13 protein-coding genes are annotated in these 16,194 nt (G+C 56.8%); 2 read left to right on the top strand and 11 right to left on the bottom strand.

Annotated features, from left to right (window positions below; translation table 11 throughout):
* Window positions 1–6: 6 nt before the first annotated feature.
* The 10 genes from PLU01S_RS02675 to PLU01S_RS02630 form a co-directional block, all read right to left on the bottom strand.
* Window positions 7–528 (bottom strand): DUF3237 domain-containing protein, encoded by a 522-nt coding sequence (locus PLU01S_RS02675; protein WP_083397818.1) that lies wholly within the window; start codon window positions 526–528, stop codon window positions 7–9.
* Complete coding sequence (locus tag PLU01S_RS02670) at window positions 525–2,423, bottom strand: feruloyl-CoA synthase (protein ID WP_233432109.1); 1,899 nt, start codon at window positions 2,421–2,423, stop codon at window positions 525–527. The genes PLU01S_RS02675 and PLU01S_RS02670 overlap by 4 nt, the downstream gene beginning before the upstream one ends.
* Before the next feature lie 123 nt (window positions 2,424–2,546).
* Window positions 2,547–3,998: an aldehyde dehydrogenase gene (locus PLU01S_RS02665; RefSeq protein ID WP_074822587.1), complete on the bottom strand. Its 1,452-nt coding sequence runs from the start codon at window positions 3,996–3,998 to the stop codon at window positions 2,547–2,549.
* A gap of 108 nt (window positions 3,999–4,106) precedes the next feature.
* Window positions 4,107–4,937: a p-hydroxycinnamoyl CoA hydratase/lyase gene (locus PLU01S_RS02660; protein ID WP_074821839.1), complete on the bottom strand. Its 831-nt coding sequence runs from the start codon at window positions 4,935–4,937 to the stop codon at window positions 4,107–4,109.
* A gap of 172 nt (window positions 4,938–5,109) precedes the next feature.
* Window positions 5,110–5,673, bottom strand: a complete 564-nt coding sequence (locus PLU01S_RS02655) for a DUF3237 domain-containing protein (RefSeq protein ID WP_010795914.1) — start codon at window positions 5,671–5,673, stop codon at window positions 5,110–5,112.
* Window positions 5,674–5,682: 9 nt separating this feature from the next.
* Complete coding sequence (gene mhpT, locus PLU01S_RS02650) at window positions 5,683–6,930, bottom strand: 3-(3-hydroxy-phenyl)propionate transporter MhpT (protein ID WP_074821836.1); 1,248 nt, start codon at window positions 6,928–6,930, stop codon at window positions 5,683–5,685.
* A 28-nt stretch (window positions 6,931–6,958) separates the two neighbouring features.
* Complete coding sequence (locus tag PLU01S_RS02645; protein ID WP_074821834.1) at window positions 6,959–8,416, bottom strand: alginate export family protein; 1,458 nt, start codon at window positions 8,414–8,416, stop codon at window positions 6,959–6,961.
* A 452-nt stretch (window positions 8,417–8,868) separates the two neighbouring features.
* A complete protein-coding gene (locus tag PLU01S_RS02640; protein ID WP_010795917.1) occupies window positions 8,869–10,011 on the bottom strand; it encodes a pectate lyase family protein in 1,143 nt (380 codons plus the stop codon).
* Window positions 10,012–10,271: 260 nt separating this feature from the next.
* A complete protein-coding gene (locus PLU01S_RS02635) occupies window positions 10,272–11,411 on the bottom strand; it encodes a pectate lyase family protein (RefSeq protein ID WP_074821832.1) in 1,140 nt (379 codons plus the stop codon).
* A gap of 177 nt (window positions 11,412–11,588) precedes the next feature.
* Complete coding sequence (locus tag PLU01S_RS02630) at window positions 11,589–12,734, bottom strand: pectate lyase family protein (protein ID WP_074821827.1); 1,146 nt, start codon at window positions 12,732–12,734, stop codon at window positions 11,589–11,591.
* A gap of 471 nt (window positions 12,735–13,205) precedes the next feature.
* On the opposite strand from PLU01S_RS02630, the gene PLU01S_RS02625 reads away from it, so the two are divergent.
* The gene (locus tag PLU01S_RS02625; protein WP_074821825.1) at window positions 13,206–14,426 is read left to right on the top strand and encodes an RtcB family protein; all 1,221 of its coding nucleotides are present in this window, start codon (window positions 13,206–13,208) and stop codon (window positions 14,424–14,426) included.
* A 58-nt stretch (window positions 14,427–14,484) separates the two neighbouring features.
* Window positions 14,485–15,501, top strand: a complete 1,017-nt coding sequence (gene rtcA / locus PLU01S_RS02620; protein ID WP_074821822.1) for an RNA 3'-terminal phosphate cyclase — start codon at window positions 14,485–14,487, stop codon at window positions 15,499–15,501.
* 51 nt (window positions 15,502–15,552) lie between these two features.
* Here the strand turns inward: rtcA and PLU01S_RS02615 are convergent, their stop codons facing one another.
* On the bottom strand, window positions 15,553–16,086 hold the full coding sequence (locus tag PLU01S_RS02615) for an ankyrin repeat domain-containing protein (protein ID WP_074821821.1): 534 nt from the start codon (window positions 16,084–16,086) through the stop codon (window positions 15,553–15,555).
* Window positions 16,087–16,194 lie beyond the last annotated feature (108 nt).

The raw sequence follows: 16,194 nt of genomic DNA, 5'->3' as shown, positions 1-16,194 counted from the left end.
AGTTCCCTATTTGAGACGGTACACGCGAATCAGTACGGCATTGCGCTGCAATGGTGCCCTTTCGACGGTTCCGGCATAAACGTAGCGATTCAACCAGCCGTAAGGGCCGTCCGGAGCGGTAATGGTCAGTGTCGAGAAGGCATAGGGCTTGGTATCCAGCTCGTGGATCAGGGCCTGATTGTGGATCGTCAGGATCGCGCCATCATGGGTGCGCATCTCATACAAGGCATCGAGCTGCTGGACGCCATCGGCACGGACCAGCTGCCGATCCGCCCCGCCCGGCAAGACCTTGCCACGCAGCCTGGGACCAACGAAACGTCCGCCGGTAATCGGTACGATACGACGCTCCCCCAGGGGGCCTTTTCCCAGGGGCACAGTATCGGCAATCTCCACGGTCGCCTCGTAAACCAGCTCCGTCTGGGGAGCCACACCGGTGGCCGCTTGGGCAGTGGTCATTATCGATAACAGCATCCATCCGGTGACGAGACCCATCACAGTACGCGCCTTGATCCCCACAGAATTGTTCATCGCGCTGCCTCCATCGCCTCGAAACGAACAACCGAGGCGTCATTGCCCTGGCAGATTGTCGTGATCCGATCCGCTCGCCACTGCAACACGGCGCGCTGGTTGATCGAACCCTTGTCCGTGATTTCACCTCGATCGATAGAGGGCGGCTCATCGAGCAGGCAGGCCCACTCCACCCGGCTGGCACTGCCGGTTGCCTCCCGATTGAGCCGCCTGAGCAGCCCGGCAAGCCAGGCGCGTACTGAAGGTGAGGCCAGCACATCGGCGGACGAGGCATCATTACCCAGGCCGGACAAGGCTCGGCACTCAGGCAGACGGGGAAAGATCAGCAGGCCAAGGCAGTCGTGGTCCGGGCCGACAATGACCGCATCCTGGACATAGGGCGCGCCTTCCAGCACCACGCGTGTGCGTAACGGCCCCACACTGACGAACACACCGGACGATAGCTTGAAGTCTTCGGCGATCCGCCCATCGAACATCAGCCCCAGGTGCGGCTGCTGTGGGTCCGCGAACTTGAGCGCATCTCCGGTACAGTAGAAGCCCTCTTCGTCAAAGGCCTGGGCGTTGTGCTCTGGTGAGCGCCAATAGCCCGGCATCACGTGCGGTCCACGAAAGCGTGCCTCGAGCTTGCCATCCACCGGCACCAGCTTAACCTCACAACCCGGCGCCGGTAGCCCGACATAGCCCGCCATGGACAGTGGCCCAGTGGTAAAGGTGCAGGACGGCGCCGTTTCGGTCATGCCAAGCCCGGCCATCATGCGGATACGTTCGCCGCAATGCCGCTCCGCCACACGATCCAGACGGTCCCAGACACTTTGGGAAAGCCCCGCGGCGGCAAAGAAGAACAACTTTATCTTGGCGAAAAATCGCTCACGCAACTCAGGATCACTTTCCAGCGCAGTAACCAACTCCTCCCAGCCCTTGGGTACGGTCAGGTACGCGGTAGGTGAAATCTCCCGCAGATTGCGCAAGGTTTCAGCCATGCCCTGCGGCGTAGGCTTGCCCTCATCCAAGTAGAAGCTGCCGCCGTTGTACAGCACGATGCCGATGTTGTGGCTGCCGCCAAAGGTATGATTCCACGGCAACCAGTCCACCAGCACAGGCGGTTCCTCGCCAAAGGTGGGAAAGGTTTGCAGCAGCATCTGCTGATTGGCGCAGAGCATTTGCTGAGTAGTGACTACCGCCTTTGGCAGCTTGGTAGAGCCAGAGGTGAAGAGAAACTTGGCAATGCTGTCCGGCCCTGTGGCCTCAAAAGCCGCATCCGCCTCGGCGCCGCCGGGCTGGGCGAGCAACTCCTCGAACGCAATACAGAGCCGCCCATCAAGATCGCCCCGCGTCAGGATCACGGGCACCTCCGCTGGCACACGCGCCTCGATGGCGCGGCGGTACAGCTCACCGTCACAGGCGAACACCATGCCAGGATCAAGCAGATCGATTACATGCTTGAGCTTGCCCAGATCCTGGGAAAGCAGCGAATACCCTGGTGAGACCGGGCAATAGGGAATACCTGCATAGAGCGCGCCCATGCACAGCTGAAAATGTTCAAGATCGTTCCCGGACAGGATGACCAATGGGCGCTCGGCAGAAAGCCCAAACCCCAGCAGGGTCTGTGCGATGGCACGTGCGCGCTGGAGCATGTCGGCGTAGGTGATGCGCCGCCACTCCCCGCCCTGTTCACGTGCCGCTACAAAGGTTTGATCGGGCCGTACCTTGGCCCAATGGACCAGGCGATCAAGCAAGCGCTGCGGTAACGGCGCCAGAGGTTCCAGAGCCTGCATGCGGATAGTGCCATTCTGCTCATGGCGGATGTCTACGGCCGGATGGCCGATCGACACCGAACGGTATCGGGGCTTGGCCGCACCGACCTTTTCAATGCACAGCTCGGACTCGCAGTTCACGTCGCATACCTCCTGTTGGCACGCAGGGGGCCGAGCACGACTGAATTCGCGCATCAAGCCCCATGCATGGCCAGCCTGTTTCAGGCCGGTGTTGTCATTGTTGTTGCCAGGAATAGCGTGGGTTCAGATGGGGTAATGTCGGGGCGTTGTCTGGAGCGTAATCCAGCGCAGCTGGGTAAAATGCTCGACCGAAGCCGCCGAGCCAAAACTGCCATAGCCGCTGCCTTTCACACCGCCGAACGGCATCTGGGCTTCGTCATGCACTGTCGGCCCATTGATGTGGCAGATGCCGGACTCGATCCGCTGAGCCAGCCCCAGAGCGCGGTTCACGTCGCGGCTGAACACGGCGGCAGACAGGCCGTACTCGGAGTCGTTGGCCACGTGCAGCGCCTCTTCGTCGTCCTTTACCCGAATGACTGACACCATCGGGCCAAAGGACTCTTCGCGGTAGAGCTTCATGTCGGGCGTTACGCCATCGATCACAGTGGCCTGCATCAGGCAGCCATTGATCTCTCCGCCTGCCGCCAGACGTGCGCCCTTGGTCAGGGCGTCATCCATCAGGGTTTGCAGGCGCTCGGCCGGGGCCCGGTCGATCAACGCCCCCAGGACCGAGGTACTAGCCTGCGGGTCGCCTGCAAGCAGCGTTCTGGCCTTGTCGGCCAGCTTGCTCACGAACGTATCGGCAATGGACTCGTGCACGATTAGCCGCTCGGTCGACATACAGATTTGCCCCTGGTTAAAGAAAGCACCAAAGGCAGCAGCCTCTACCGCAGCATCCAGGTCCGCATCGTCCAGCACCAGAAGCGGCGCCTTGCCGCCCAGCTCCAGCACCGCCGGGGTGAGATGGCGCGCTGCCAGCTCCCCGATGATCTTGCCTACTCTTGTGGAGCCCGTGAAATTGACGCGGCGTACCGCCGGGTTTGCAATCAGTCGCTCGACGATAGCCGGCGCATCCTCTGGTGCGTTGTGGATAACGTTAATCACTCCGTCACCCAGCCCGGCTTCATGAAGCACATCACCGATCAGGGCATGCACGGCCGGGCACAGTTCGGAGGCTTTTAGTACTACAGTATTGCCGCAGGCCAGCGGCATGGCGATCGCACGGGTCGCCAGGATGACCGGCGCATTCCATGGTGCGATGCCGACGACCACGCCACAGGGCTGGCGCACCGCCATGGCCATCGAGCCAGGCAGATCGGAAGGGATGATCTGTCCGGTGATCTGGGTTGTCATGCAGGCCGCCTCACGCAGGATGCCTGCGGCCAGATGGACATTGAAGCCATACCAGTTGGGCATGGCGCCCGTCTCGCCTTGTCCAGCCGCTACGAACTGATCCGCGCGACTGGCCATGAGTTCAGCAGCCTTGAGCAAGCGTGTCCGGCGCTCATTAGGGCCCAGCGCCGCCCAGGCCGGGAACGCTGCCTGGGCCGCCGCAACAGCAGCATCAGCGTCTTCAAGGCTGGCTGCGGCTGCGCGAGTGACGGCTTGCTCGGTCAACGGATTGCGACGCTCGAACTGACACCCATTGGAAGCCTGCACGTGACGGCCACCAATCAGCAGGGAAACCTCGTACATGACGCGATCCTCGTTTTTGTAATTGTCAGGAACTGCACATAACAGCATACGTCCGAACGCCCGCCTGGGCAGCTCAGTGGCTACACAGGCACAAGGGTATCCGGCGTTTTAACGACGGTAGGTTTGCAGACCCGGCTTGATGCTTTTCTCATCGAGGAACTGCTTCATGCCTTCTTCACGGCCATGCTCGGGATCGCGCAGGCGAGCCTGGTCAAGCTTGGCGTACAGGTAGTCTTCGTTCTGCTCCCAGTTGAGTTCACGGCAGCGCTTGAAGCCGATCTTGGCCGCCCGCAGCACCACCGGATTCTTCTCAAGCAGCTCACGCGCCAGGGTGACGGTTTCCTCGCGCAACTGCGCCAGCGGGACACTCTTGTTGACCAGCCCCATCTGGGCAGCCTTGACCCCATCGAAGGTACGCCCTGTCATGATGTAATAGAGCGACTCACGATGTCCGACTGTATCCGCCATCGCCTTGCTCACCAGATTGCCAGGCGGAATACCCCAGTTGACTTCGGAGAGACCAAACGTGGCCTCATCGGCGGCAATGGCCAGATCACAGGCCACCAGTGGACTGAAGCCACCGCCAAAACACCAGCCGTTGACCATGGCAATGGTCGGCTTGCTGTACATTCGCAGCAGCTTCCACTGCCATTCGGAGGCCTCACGGCGGATTTTTTCCTGAAGAATCTCAGGGCCTGCATCCACCTCGCGGAAGTACTCCTTGAGGTCCATGCCTGCTGTCCAGGCATCGCCGGCCCCGGTCAGTACCACTACCCCGGCATCGGCATCCTGTTCCAGCGTTTCCAGAATCTCGCGCATTTCCCGGTTCAGCGTCGGGCTCATGGCGTTGCGCTTTTCGGGACGATTAAGGGTCACCCAGGCAATGCCCTCTTCGACCCTCACCTCTACCGTTTTCCAGCGACCTTCGTAATTGCTCATGGCGGAACCCTTGTTGTTGTGCTTCTTGTGAGTCCAAGCTAAGGCAGAAAAATAGTTATGTCAATTAACTATTTTTAGCTTTTTACAATTATTTATGCCCCTCCTATGCCGCCAAGATCCGGTCTCCTCTTGGCATGTTTCGAGGCGTCACCTAAATAGTTAGTCCAATCAATCATTTGAGAAGATAGGCGTCATACACCACAGCCTTGCCCAGGCGCATGGCACTGCCAACACCAATGGCCCGATTGAGCCAGTCATACTTCTCGGCACTGGTTTCAAATGTCATCGTGACCTTGAAAAAGTATTTGCTCGGATCGACAGGCTTTCCGGCGGCCACATCCTTCATCACCTCTGGCGGACCGTAGCGGTACCCCTTGGTTTGCAGGTAAACAAGTGCGCCGTCATCGGTCTTGAGCAGGTAGCGTGTATCGATGATGGCCAGCCCATCGTCGGTCACGACCTGCCAATCCGCGCCGTTGTTAAGAATTTCTCCCTTGAACGATGGCCCCTCAAAGCGGCCACCGGTAATCGGGATGATTCGGCGTTTGCCCAGCTCGCTCGTCTTGCCAAGCTCCCAGACAGGCGCCGTCAGATCGACCTCAAACCGGGCCAATCTTTCCAACCCAAGCGGCGGCGGATCAAAGGCAGGCTTTTCCCGTGCTTCCTCTGCCAGCGAGACGCCTGACAGTAACGTGCTAGCCGTCAACAAGGCGGCTACCCATAGAGATCTGAACATGGTTTCTCCTTAATGAGCCGGTTCACCTGCCAGCACACCTGTGCTGACCGGCTTGGCGGCCTGTCGGTTGAGCAGGCAGAGCACAGACGCCGCAGCGATCAGCACGCCGGGGGCTGTTGCGATGACCAGGGTCGATGCCGCGCCGCCCATGGCCAGTACCTGACCGGCCAGGAGCGGACCGGCCATGGCGCCTAATCGTCCGATCGCCACGGCTGAGCCCACCCCGGTCGCTCGTACGGCCGCCGGATACACCAGAGGCGCCAGCGCATACAGCACCAACTGGCCGCCTACTACAAAGAGGCCCGCCAGGAATCCCGCCATGATGACCCCGGCAAAGCTGCTCGAAAGCCCAAGCCCCGCCAGTCCGGCCAAGATACCGGCGTAGATGGCGACCACGACGATTCGGGGTTTCCAGCGGTCCATCAGTAGACCGAACAGGACCGAGCCGATACCGCCACCGATATTGAACAGGATCTGAACCGTCACGGCTTGGCTGCGGGTGAACCCCTGCCCAACCAGCAGCGATGGCAGCCAGTTGAGCAGCATGTACATCACCGTCAGGGTAAAAAAGTAGCTGACCCACAGCATCAGCGTGGTGGATGCCCTTACCTGATAAAAGAGGCCATCCCAAGTGCGAATGGACTGCTCGGTTGCCCGGGCCGCCTGCCGGCTTTTGACGAACGCCGATGACTCCATCAGATACACGCCCAGCAGGGGCGCCACCAGAAGCGGCGCAAAGCCTCCTACATAAAATACCGTCCGCCAGCCCAGCCCGGTCTCCAGCAGACCAACAATGGCCGCCAGCGCACCACCCAGTGGTACACCGCAATACATCAGGCTTACCGCTGTATTGCGGGCACGCTCGCCGGCCGACTCGGAGGACAGGGCAATCAGGTTGGGTAACGCCCCACCCAGCCCAATGCCGGTCATGAAGCGTGCGATCAACAGGCTCTGCATATCCCAGACATGAGCGCTGGCCAGCGAAAAGAGACCAAACAGCACAACCGAGGCAATCAGCACCTTTTTGCGCCCGATCCGATCGGCGCACCAACCTCCTAAAAAGGCCCCCGGCAGCAAGCCTAGAATGCTGGCACTGAAGACCAGCCCCATCTGCGCCGGCTTGAAGCCAAACGCGGCAGCCATACTGGGCGCTGCGATGCCCATGGCCTGCAGATCCATTCCCTCCAGCAGAGCCACTACAAAGCACAACCCTATGGTCAGGCGTGTACGGGCATCAGCCATCCCGAGCGTAGTCATAGCGAAACCTCCTCATGGGTCAGGCGCATCAGAAACGGAACGTTGTTGAAACCATGCCGAAGTGGGTATCCGAGCCATCGGCCTGCCGCACGGCCTTACCCGCCTGGAAATAGCTGTATTCCAGGTCCACGGTCAGGTTGGCGGTCGGTAGCCAGCGCAGATTGTTGCGAAACAGGTTGCCCGTTTTGGGCGATGAGCTGTTGGGCGTTCCCGGCACATAGGACATGCCCGGCAGATAGACGCCATCGCGGGTGCTTTCACGCCAGACGGCAAAGGCACCGGCTTCCAGCTGCAGATACTGGCGTGGGGCGAATGTCAGCAGCGGGCCGATCAGATACATGTTCGAAAGGGTGGTCAGCCCCGAATCTCCATAGAAACCATTCTTGGGAAACAATGGGTCGAATGTGCCAATCTTGTCATCACCAAAGCGGTCATCACCGCTGGCTGCATCGAAACGCACCGCCAATCGTGGCTTCCAGGGCTGCCTGAAGTTATATCCCGTCTCGCTGCTGATACCCCAGGCACGAATACGCGCCCCTTCCAGATGACCACCCTGGTAGGCCAGATCCCATGTCCAGTCCCAACCGGCCTGCTTACCAAACAGCCGCACGCCTCCGGTGTAGCGCTTTTCGCTTCCGGTCAGCCCATCCAGGGTGCGCTCGTTGGTTTCCAGGCCAAATCCGTATACATCCATTTTCAGGATGGCTGTCAGCGGTAGCGTGCCGTACAACCCATAAAACTTGACGTTATTGTTGGAGCCATCATCAAAGCTGTCTTCGCCTGTCTCGACGGGACGCAAGCCAAAGGCATCGAGCTTGTAGCCGCCGGGACGGGAATAGCTCAGGCGTACCCCATCGAAATTGAGCCGGATATTGCGTGCATCACGGTAGGTAACAAACGCCTGGTTGCCGTAACCCAGCTCCTGGCGCCCTACCCGCGTCATCAGCCGCCCGCCCAAGGTATTGGTATTGATGTCGATAAAGGCCTGATGCAGCTCCGTCCTGCTCTGGTCATACGGCCCGTAAAGCGCCTTGTTCCAAGCCCGGGTGTTTTCCAGCTGGACGAACGCACGGACTTGGTCATCCAAGAGATGCAGATCACCATGGACCTGAAGCCGCTGCTGAGTGTAGGAATCCTTGTTCACACCACGCAGCCCAAAGACGGGGTTATTGATGGTATCCGCCCGGTAGCGCGCTTCCGCACCAAACTGGACCCAGGCTGAATCGGACAGCCGCTGATAACGGAGCGGATCAAAAAAGTCGCTCCGCTTGGACGCGTCGTCCAGAAACCGATAGTCCTCCGCCCAGCGAGGCGGCCCGGGTGGTAGAGGACGTGCTTTTTCCAAAGCATTATCGAGCGGCGCAGGACGTGACTGCTCCAGTACCACCGAAGGGGCAGCCTGAACCGCCAGGGAAACTCCGGATAACGCAACAGCAAGGCATGAGGGCGCCAGCGCGCCGGCATGCCAGGAAAGCGATAAGGACATGACCGATACCTGTTTATTGTTGTTGTGGATCAGTGCTGGAAAACGAAAGGTCTTGGTCAGCCGGAGAGCAGCGACACGTCGTTAACGTGCCGAGGTAGCCGAAAAACGGTATGAATACGGAAGGTGAATAACGCAGGGTAAGCGGGTGAATCGTTACGAATGAACATAGACTAGCCCATATTGTTTTTATTATTAACTTTTGGATGAATGCCGTTGGCTTCATCTCTATGTGCTTGCCTTTTGGATACTTAACGTCAGCCTGCCTACCGTCAAGACATTAACGGTCTTAACGATCGATTATCGAACGTTATAATTATTAACTATTTAGATGGCTAAGCATGCAAATGGATGTATCGCGCGCAAAGCAGCATGCCAGACAGGAAGGGATAGAAAAGGCGAGAAGATAGGCAAAAAACCGCCACCCCCTTAAAGGCAGATGGCGGTCAGACGGGTCAGAAACTGATCTTGCCTGCGCCAGCCTCGGAAGGCACCTTGGAAGCCACGAGGGAAGCCGCCATCTTGGTGTATTTGTAAGGAGGCGTCCAACCGATATTGGAATTCCATGAGCATTTCATGGAAACGCCATTGATCAGCGAGCCGGCGTCCTTGTAGACAGAGCCGCCATTCTTGGCGGTGATCTTGTCACAACTGCTAATGCCGCTGATGTTGAAGGCATTGGCCTCGGACAGGATAGCCGATGACTTGCCTACTCCATGGGCGGAATAGAACGGATAGACCGCGTCCTTTGTGTTACCTGTGTGCAGGTTGTTGTACAGGTGAACCTGACCAAACCGTACACGCGGCGCACGCTGCGTAACGTTCTCGAAGACCGAGTTATGGATAGTGACCTTCAACTTGCCCTTGTCGGTCGAGCTGGCACTGTCGCTGGAACCAATCAGGATGTTCTTGTCGTGCAGCTTGAACACGGTGTTGGAGATGGTGACGTAGTTGGCGCCCTTCTTCACGTCCAGCGCCCCGTCATGATGCTGCACATGGCGACCCTTCTTGATCTCGCTCGGATCATCAGGGCGGCTACCGTCGGTAAACGTCATATGGTCGATCCAGACGTTACTCGCGCCCTGCACCGTGACGCCGTCGTACTCGGAGTTCCAGTTACCGGCATCGCCATCATCCGGGTCGAAAACCGGTGTGGGGTCCCATGGATTTTCGATGGTCAGGTTACGCATGATCACGTTGTTTTCCTTGATCATGAAAAACCCGTTGACGATCTGCGCAGTAGAGCCCAGACCCACAATTGTGGTGTTACCAGGCACAACCAGCTCAGCGCGCTTTTTCATCTCACTGGTACTGGTATAGGCCTTGCCTTCACTGATATCGATCTTGCCAGAGACCTTGATGATGCGGCTGCTGGCCGAGGCCTTCAACGCATTCTTCAGGTCATTGGCGGTGCGTACGGTATAGATATTGGCGGAGGCTGCAGCTGCGCCACCCTTGGTTCCCCCGTTTTGCGTAGCCCAGCCTGTACTGGCCGCCTCACGCATATCCGCTGCAAAGGTACTGGCGGCCGCGGTCAACAGCACCACGCCTGCGCCCAGTAAAGCCGGCTTCTTGAGCGAGCCTGATTTCATGGTCATGTACACGTCCTTACTGTTTAGTGTCTGTAACGCGCACGCAGGCTCAACGCAAATGAGTTTCACTGCAATAATGTCATATTGGAATTTTTAGATTTCTAAAGATAGCTCTCAACCAAAATGAGTAGCGTCTCTGCTTTCGTCTGTCGACGCGTCGAGGTTCCATGACATGCAGGCCGATAAACGACGCACAACGGCTTGTGTGGTAGACAAGAAACCCCTCTAGCAAAAGCACCAGAGGGGCCAGAATCGTCAGCAGTCAATCAGAAACTGATTTTGCCTGCGCCAGCAGAAGACTGAACGCTGGAAGCTACCAGCGAAGCGGCCATCTTGGTGTACTTGTAAGGGGGCGTCCAACCAATATTGGCGCCCCAGGAACAGCTCATCGTGGCGCCGTTGATCAATGAACCAACGTCCTTGTAGACAGAGCCGCCGTTCTGCGCAGTGACCTTGTCGCAGCTGCTGATACCACTGATGTTAAAGGCATTGGCCTCGGACAGAATCGCTGAAGACTTGCCGACACCATGGGCCGAGTAGAACGGGTAGACGGGATCCTTCGTATTGCCGGCATGCAGGTTGTTGTACAGATGTACCTGCCCGAAACGCACACGTGGGGCACGCTGAGAAACGTTTTCGAAGATCGAGTTATGAATGGTGACTTTGAGCTTTCCGCTGTCCGTCGAGCTGGCGCTATCACTGGAGCCGATCAGGATATTCTTGTCGTGCAGCTTGAAGATGGTATGGGAAATGGTCACGTAGTTGGCGCCCTTCTTTACGTCCAGCGCACCGTCGTGATGCTGTACATGTCGCCCGTTCTTGATCTCGTTTGGATCATCCGGACGGCTGCCATCAGTAAAGGTCAGATGATCAATCCAGACATTATTGGCCCCTTCGATGGTGACGCCATCGAACTCCGAGTTCCAGTTACCCAGACTACCATCATCCGGATCCCAGACCGGCACTGGGTCCCATGGGTTCTCGATAGTCAGGTTGCGCATGATCACGTTATTTTCCTTGATCATGAAAAACCCGTTAACGATCTGCGCAGTAGAGCCCAGGCCCACAATGGTCGTGTTAGCCGGTACGTTCAGTTGTGCGCGGCTTTTCATGTCGCTGGTCGTGGTGTAGGCCTTGCCGTCACTGATATCAATCTTGCCGGAGACCTTGATGATACGGCTGCTGGCGGAGGCTTTCAGCGCATTCTTGAGTTCTGTTGCATTGCGTACGGTGTAGACATTGACCGACGACGCCGCCGCGCCGCCTTTTGTACCGCCATTCTGCGTAGCCCAGCCGGTACTGGCGGCTTCCAGTACGTCGGCGGCAAAGCTGCTCGAGGCCATGACAGACATCAACAGACCCGCGCTCAACGTTAATACCTTGAGTTGCCCACACTTCATCTTCATCTTGTTTTTCCTACGTTGGGTTCACTGCCGCTCATTTATAAATCTAACAATCTAAATACCGGCATATTGCTATTAGGCTGAACAAAGACATCTTCGAGAAAGCAACCTGAGCCATAACGCTCAGGCATTTAATGTTCAAAAGGATGTTTAAAGCCAATCGAGACGAACGCTGGCTCGCTAGAAGTTGATCCTGCCTGCACCGGCTCTTACAGGCACGGCAAGCGGTACGAGTGAAGCTGGTAATTTGGTGTATCGATACGGCGGAGCCCAACCGATATTCGGATCCCACGAGCAGGTCATTTTCCGACCATTGATGAGCGAACCGACATCCTTGTAAACCGTGCCACCCCAATTGGCCGTTACCTGGTCACACCCGCTGACACCGGAAATCGCGAAGACATTAGCTTCCGAGAGAATGGCGGAGGACTTACCTACTCCGTGGGCGTAAACAAAGGGATAAACAGCGTCCTTGGTGCTACCAAGATGAAGGTTGTTGTACAGATGCACCTGCCCGAACCGTACCCGTGGCGCGCGCTGGCCTACATCCTGAAAAACCGAATTGTGGATAGTGACTTTCAGCTTGCCGCTATCAGTAGTGCCGCGGCTATCGCTGTTACCGATCAGGATGTTCTTGTCGTGCAGTTTGAATACGGTATTGGATACAGTGACGTAGTTCGCACCCAACACTACATCAAGAGCGCCGTCATGATGCTGGATATGAACACCATTGCCGATCTCATTCGGATCGTCCAGGCGCCCGCCGTCTGTAAAGGTCAGATGATCGAGCCAGACGTTACTGGCACCGCTGATCGTGACGCCATCGAATTCCGAGTTCCAGTTACCCAGATCACCGTCATCCGGATCCCAGGTAGGCGAAGGGTCCCAGGCATTTTCGATCGTGAGATTACGCATGATCACGTTGTTCTGCTTGATCATGAAGAACCCATCCACAATACCGGCCTGTTTGCCCAAACCAATAATGGTCGTATTACCCGGAACATTCAGCAGGCCGCGTTCGGCCATGTCGCTGGTACTGGTAAAGGGTTTCCCGTCGCTGATATCGATCGTTCCGACAATCTTGATGATGCGCCCACTGCTTGCAGCGTTTGCACTTAGCGCCTGTTTGAGCTCGGTGGCAGAACGTACGGTATAGATATCGGTTCCCATGGCGGCAGAGCCTCCACGTGTACCACCGTTCTGGGTTGCCCAGCCGGACGTCGCCACTTCGCGCATATGGGCTGCCAGACTGCTCGTGCTGACTGCCAGCAACAACGCGCCTGTTACCCATGTAGATCTAGCCTGCAGAATAGACTTAGTTGTCATACCAGCTTCCTGTTTTTATTAGTATGGAATTGCCGCTTACAACAAAATTACGCAATAAAACCTTAGATGTGACTCTAGACGATAGTTATATGCTGTATGTCGTCATACCACAATAGTCCATCTTAATCTCTTGTAAAGCAACTGCCCAAGATAAGTTTTACCGACAGCTGGTCGGCTGATGAACGAACAGAGGCGTCATCTCAAGATGCCGGATGACTAAATCATGAGACGTAAGGTAGAGGGAAGCCATGGCTATATAAATTTATAAGGTGATAGATAAAAATATCGTAAATCAGAAGAGACCAAGCAGCCCTCTCTCAAAAAATTTCAACAAAATCCTTAAATTTCAATAAGTTAAAGTTAAAGACAGGCGCTTTTAAAACAATGGCACGCCCTCTGCTATACCCAGGGATATGAAGGTTGCAGCGTATTTGCCTGCATCTCACAGACAACCCATGGAGTAGCGTAGAAATGGACAAGCAGAACTATCAGCTTCTTGAAGTAGCCAACGGCAAGCCTATCAAGATGTGGACCGAAGGCGTCCCGGTCGAAGGCGATGCCAAACAGCAACTGATGAATACAGCCAAGATGCCGTTCATCTTCAAACATCTGGCAGTAATGCCGGATGTCCACCTGGGTAAAGGCTCCACTATCGGTAGCGTTATCCCAACCGTGGGTGCCATTATCCCTGCGGCGGTGGGCGTCGACATCGGCTGCGGCATGATCGCGGCGCGTACGTCCCTGATGGCTTCAGACCTGCCCGACAATCTGCAACCGCTACGCAGCGCCATCGAAAAGGCCGTTCCCCACGGCAAGACCTTTGGCCGCCGCGACCAGGGCGCCTGGCAGAACGTACCTGATATGGCCGATCATGCTTGGTCCAGCCTGGCCAAGCGTTTCAAGGCCATTACCGATAAATACCCGAAACTGGAAAAGACCAATAACCGCAACCACCTGGGTACTTTGGGTACCGGGAACCATTTTATCGAGGTCTGCCTGGACGAAGCCCAGCGGGTCTGGTTCATGCTGCATAGCGGCTCGCGTGGTGTTGGCAACGCCATTGGCAATCTGTTCATCGAGCTGGCAAAAAAAGACATGCAACAGCACATTGCCAATCTCCCCGATAAAGACTTGGCGTACTTCGAGGAGGGCAGCAAGCACTACAACGATTATGTCGAGGCTGTCGCCTGGGCGCAGGACTTTGCCAAACAGAACCGCGCCCTGATGATGCACGCAGTGATCGATGCGGCCCGAAAGGTCATCACCAAGCCGTTTGAGGCAAACCTGGAAGCGGTCAACTGCCACCATAACTACGTGCAGAAAGAACAGCATTTCGGTCAGGAGGTACTGATTACCCGCAAAGGGGCGGTATCAGCCAAGAAGGGCGAATTGGGCATCATTCCCGGCTCCATGGGTGCCAAGAGCTTTATCGTTCGCGGCCTGGGCAATGAGGAGTCATTCTGTTCCTGCAGCCATGGCGCCGGACGAACCATGAGCCGGACCAAGGCCAAGAACCTGTTTACGGTCGAGGACCAGGTACGCGCTACCGCACATGTGGAATGCCGAAAGGATGCCAACGTCATCGATGAGATCCCGATGGCCTATAAAGACATCGACCGTGTAATGGAAGCCCAGCGCAGCTTGGTGGAAGTGGTACACACTCTGCGTCAGGTGGTATGCGTCAAAGGCTGATCAGCTTCACTGGACGAATGAAAGCAGATTGAACTGCACGACAAAGAAGGTTTTAACCATGGAAGAACTACAATTGGACGGGTCGATTGGCGGTGGTCAGATCCTGCGTAGCGCCTTGAGCCTGTCCATGATCACCGGCCAGCCGTTCAGTATCATTAATATTCGTGCGAAACGGAGCCGTCCTGGCTTGCTTCGCCAGCACCTGACGGCCGTGCAAGCGGCCGCCGCGATATGCGATGCGACGCTTGAGGGTGCGGAGCTGGGCTCGCTGAGTCTGCGTTTTCAGCCTGGCGCAATCAAGGGTGGTAATTATGAATTTGCCATCAGCACGGCAGGCAGCTGTGTACTTGTCCTGCAGACCGTGTTGCCCGCCCTGCTCAAGGCACCTGCTCCCAGTCGCCTGAGACTGAAAGGCGGAACGCACAACCCTGCTGCACCGCCAGTCGACTTCCTGCAAAAAGCATGGCTGCCGCTACTGAAACGGATGGGCGCCCATATAGAGCTGGACCTAATCCGTCATGGCTTTGCTCCTGCGGGTGGAGGTGAGATGACGGTAGTGATCCAACCCAGCAGGTTGAGTCCGCTGATATTGGAAGACCGTGGTCAATTGGTCAGCCAGCAGGCGCAAGCGCTTCTGGCGGGCCTGCCCGAGTCGATAGGCACGCGCGAGCTGAACCAAGTAACACAACGTTTGGGCTGGTCTCAGGACAACCTGCATACCGTTCAGCTACAGAAGGCGCAGGGGCCTGGAAATGTAGTGCTAATCGAGCAACAGTACGAGGCGGTTACCGAGGTGTTTGCTGCGTTCGGGCAAAGCCGCGTCAGGGCAGAACAAGTCGCCAATCACGCCATTGATGAACTGCTCGCCTTCGAGCGCAGCGGCGCTGCCGTAGGCGAACATCTGGCGGACCAGCTCTTGCTCCCCCTGTTGTTGGCGGGCAGTGGCCGTTTCACCTGCCTGCATGCGTCTGAGCATTTGCGTAGTAATGCCGAGGTCATCCAGCGGTTCTGCCCGGTCCGCATCGTAATCGAACCCTTGAGCGATGAGTGCTATCAGGTACGGTTAGAATCATAGGCCCGAAACCAAAAAAGCGCCTGACAGGCGCCTTTTTCATAAACAGGCTGCCTACTTTTGCAGCTCTTGAATTCGTTCCAGCAACGCAACCGTTTCAGGCGCGCCCATACGTTGTGCAGCTGCAAGAGGCGTTACACCGTTAGCATCCTGGGCGTTAATATTGGCGCCTTTTTCGATCAGGTATTCGGCGATTTCGGCCCGATTGAACATCGCAGCCATCATCAGTGCGGTCTTGCCATCCGGGGACACGCCTTCCACATCGGCACCCTGCTCAACCAACAGCTTTACCATTGGCAGATTGCCCTTGAAGGCTGCACCCGCAATAGGACTCTGGCCGTTATCGTTGCAGATATTCGGGTCAGCACCATGATCGAGCAATGTACGTACCGCATCAAGCTGTCCATGGTAGCTGGCCAGCATTAGCAGTGTGTCACCTTTACTGGTGCGTAGGTTGGGGGGCAGCCCCTTATTCAGCAGTTTGCCCAATGTGACTGCATCGCCACTGCGCGCCAAATCGAGTACTTGATGGGCGAACTCAATCGCCTGGTCTTCAGAAAGTTGTGCGTCGCGGTTTTCTTCAGTCATCTCGCTTCCTTGATATGCGGTAATAACAGTGCCGTTTATTGCGACTGCGTTCCGCCATTTTAATTCGTCCTGATGAGTGCCGGGGTGAAGAACGTATCTATCGGCTCA

It is taken from the genome of Pseudomonas luteola NBRC 103146 (genome assembly GCF_002091675.1).
GTDB classification, from domain to species: domain Bacteria; phylum Pseudomonadota; class Gammaproteobacteria; order Pseudomonadales; family Pseudomonadaceae; genus Chryseomonas; species Chryseomonas luteola.
This window is presented reverse-complemented; position numbering and strand designations above follow the sequence as displayed.

What these genes read in the sequence shown, in the direction of transcription:
- PLU01S_RS02675 (WP_083397818.1), bottom strand. Translation starts at nt 528, where the DNA reads ATGAACAATTCTGTGGGGATCAAGGCGCGTACTGTGATGGGTCTCGTC.
- PLU01S_RS02665 (WP_074822587.1), bottom strand. Translation starts at nt 3,998, where the DNA reads ATGTACGAGGTTTCCCTGCTGATTGGTGGCCGTCACGTGCAGGCTTCC.
- PLU01S_RS02660 (WP_074821839.1), bottom strand. Translation starts at nt 4,937, where the DNA reads ATGAGCAATTACGAAGGTCGCTGGAAAACGGTAGAGGTGAGGGTCGAA.
- PLU01S_RS02655 (WP_010795914.1), bottom strand. Translation starts at nt 5,673, where the DNA reads ATGTTCAGATCTCTATGGGTAGCCGCCTTGTTGACGGCTAGCACGTTA.
- mhpT (WP_074821836.1), bottom strand. Translation starts at nt 6,930, where the DNA reads ATGACTACGCTCGGGATGGCTGATGCCCGTACACGCCTGACCATAGGG.
- PLU01S_RS02645 (WP_074821834.1), bottom strand. Translation starts at nt 8,416, where the DNA reads ATGTCCTTATCGCTTTCCTGGCATGCCGGCGCGCTGGCGCCCTCATGC.
- PLU01S_RS02640 (WP_010795917.1), bottom strand. Translation starts at nt 10,011, where the DNA reads ATGACCATGAAATCAGGCTCGCTCAAGAAGCCGGCTTTACTGGGCGCA.
- PLU01S_RS02635 (WP_074821832.1), bottom strand. Translation starts at nt 11,411, where the DNA reads ATGAAGATGAAGTGTGGGCAACTCAAGGTATTAACGTTGAGCGCGGGT.
- PLU01S_RS02630 (WP_074821827.1), bottom strand. Translation starts at nt 12,734, where the DNA reads ATGACAACTAAGTCTATTCTGCAGGCTAGATCTACATGGGTAACAGGC.
- PLU01S_RS02625 (WP_074821825.1), top strand. Translation starts at nt 13,206, where the DNA reads ATGGACAAGCAGAACTATCAGCTTCTTGAAGTAGCCAACGGCAAGCCT.
- rtcA (WP_074821822.1), top strand. Translation starts at nt 14,485, where the DNA reads ATGGAAGAACTACAATTGGACGGGTCGATTGGCGGTGGTCAGATCCTG.
- PLU01S_RS02615 (WP_074821821.1), bottom strand. Translation starts at nt 16,086, where the DNA reads ATGACTGAAGAAAACCGCGACGCACAACTTTCTGAAGACCAGGCGATT.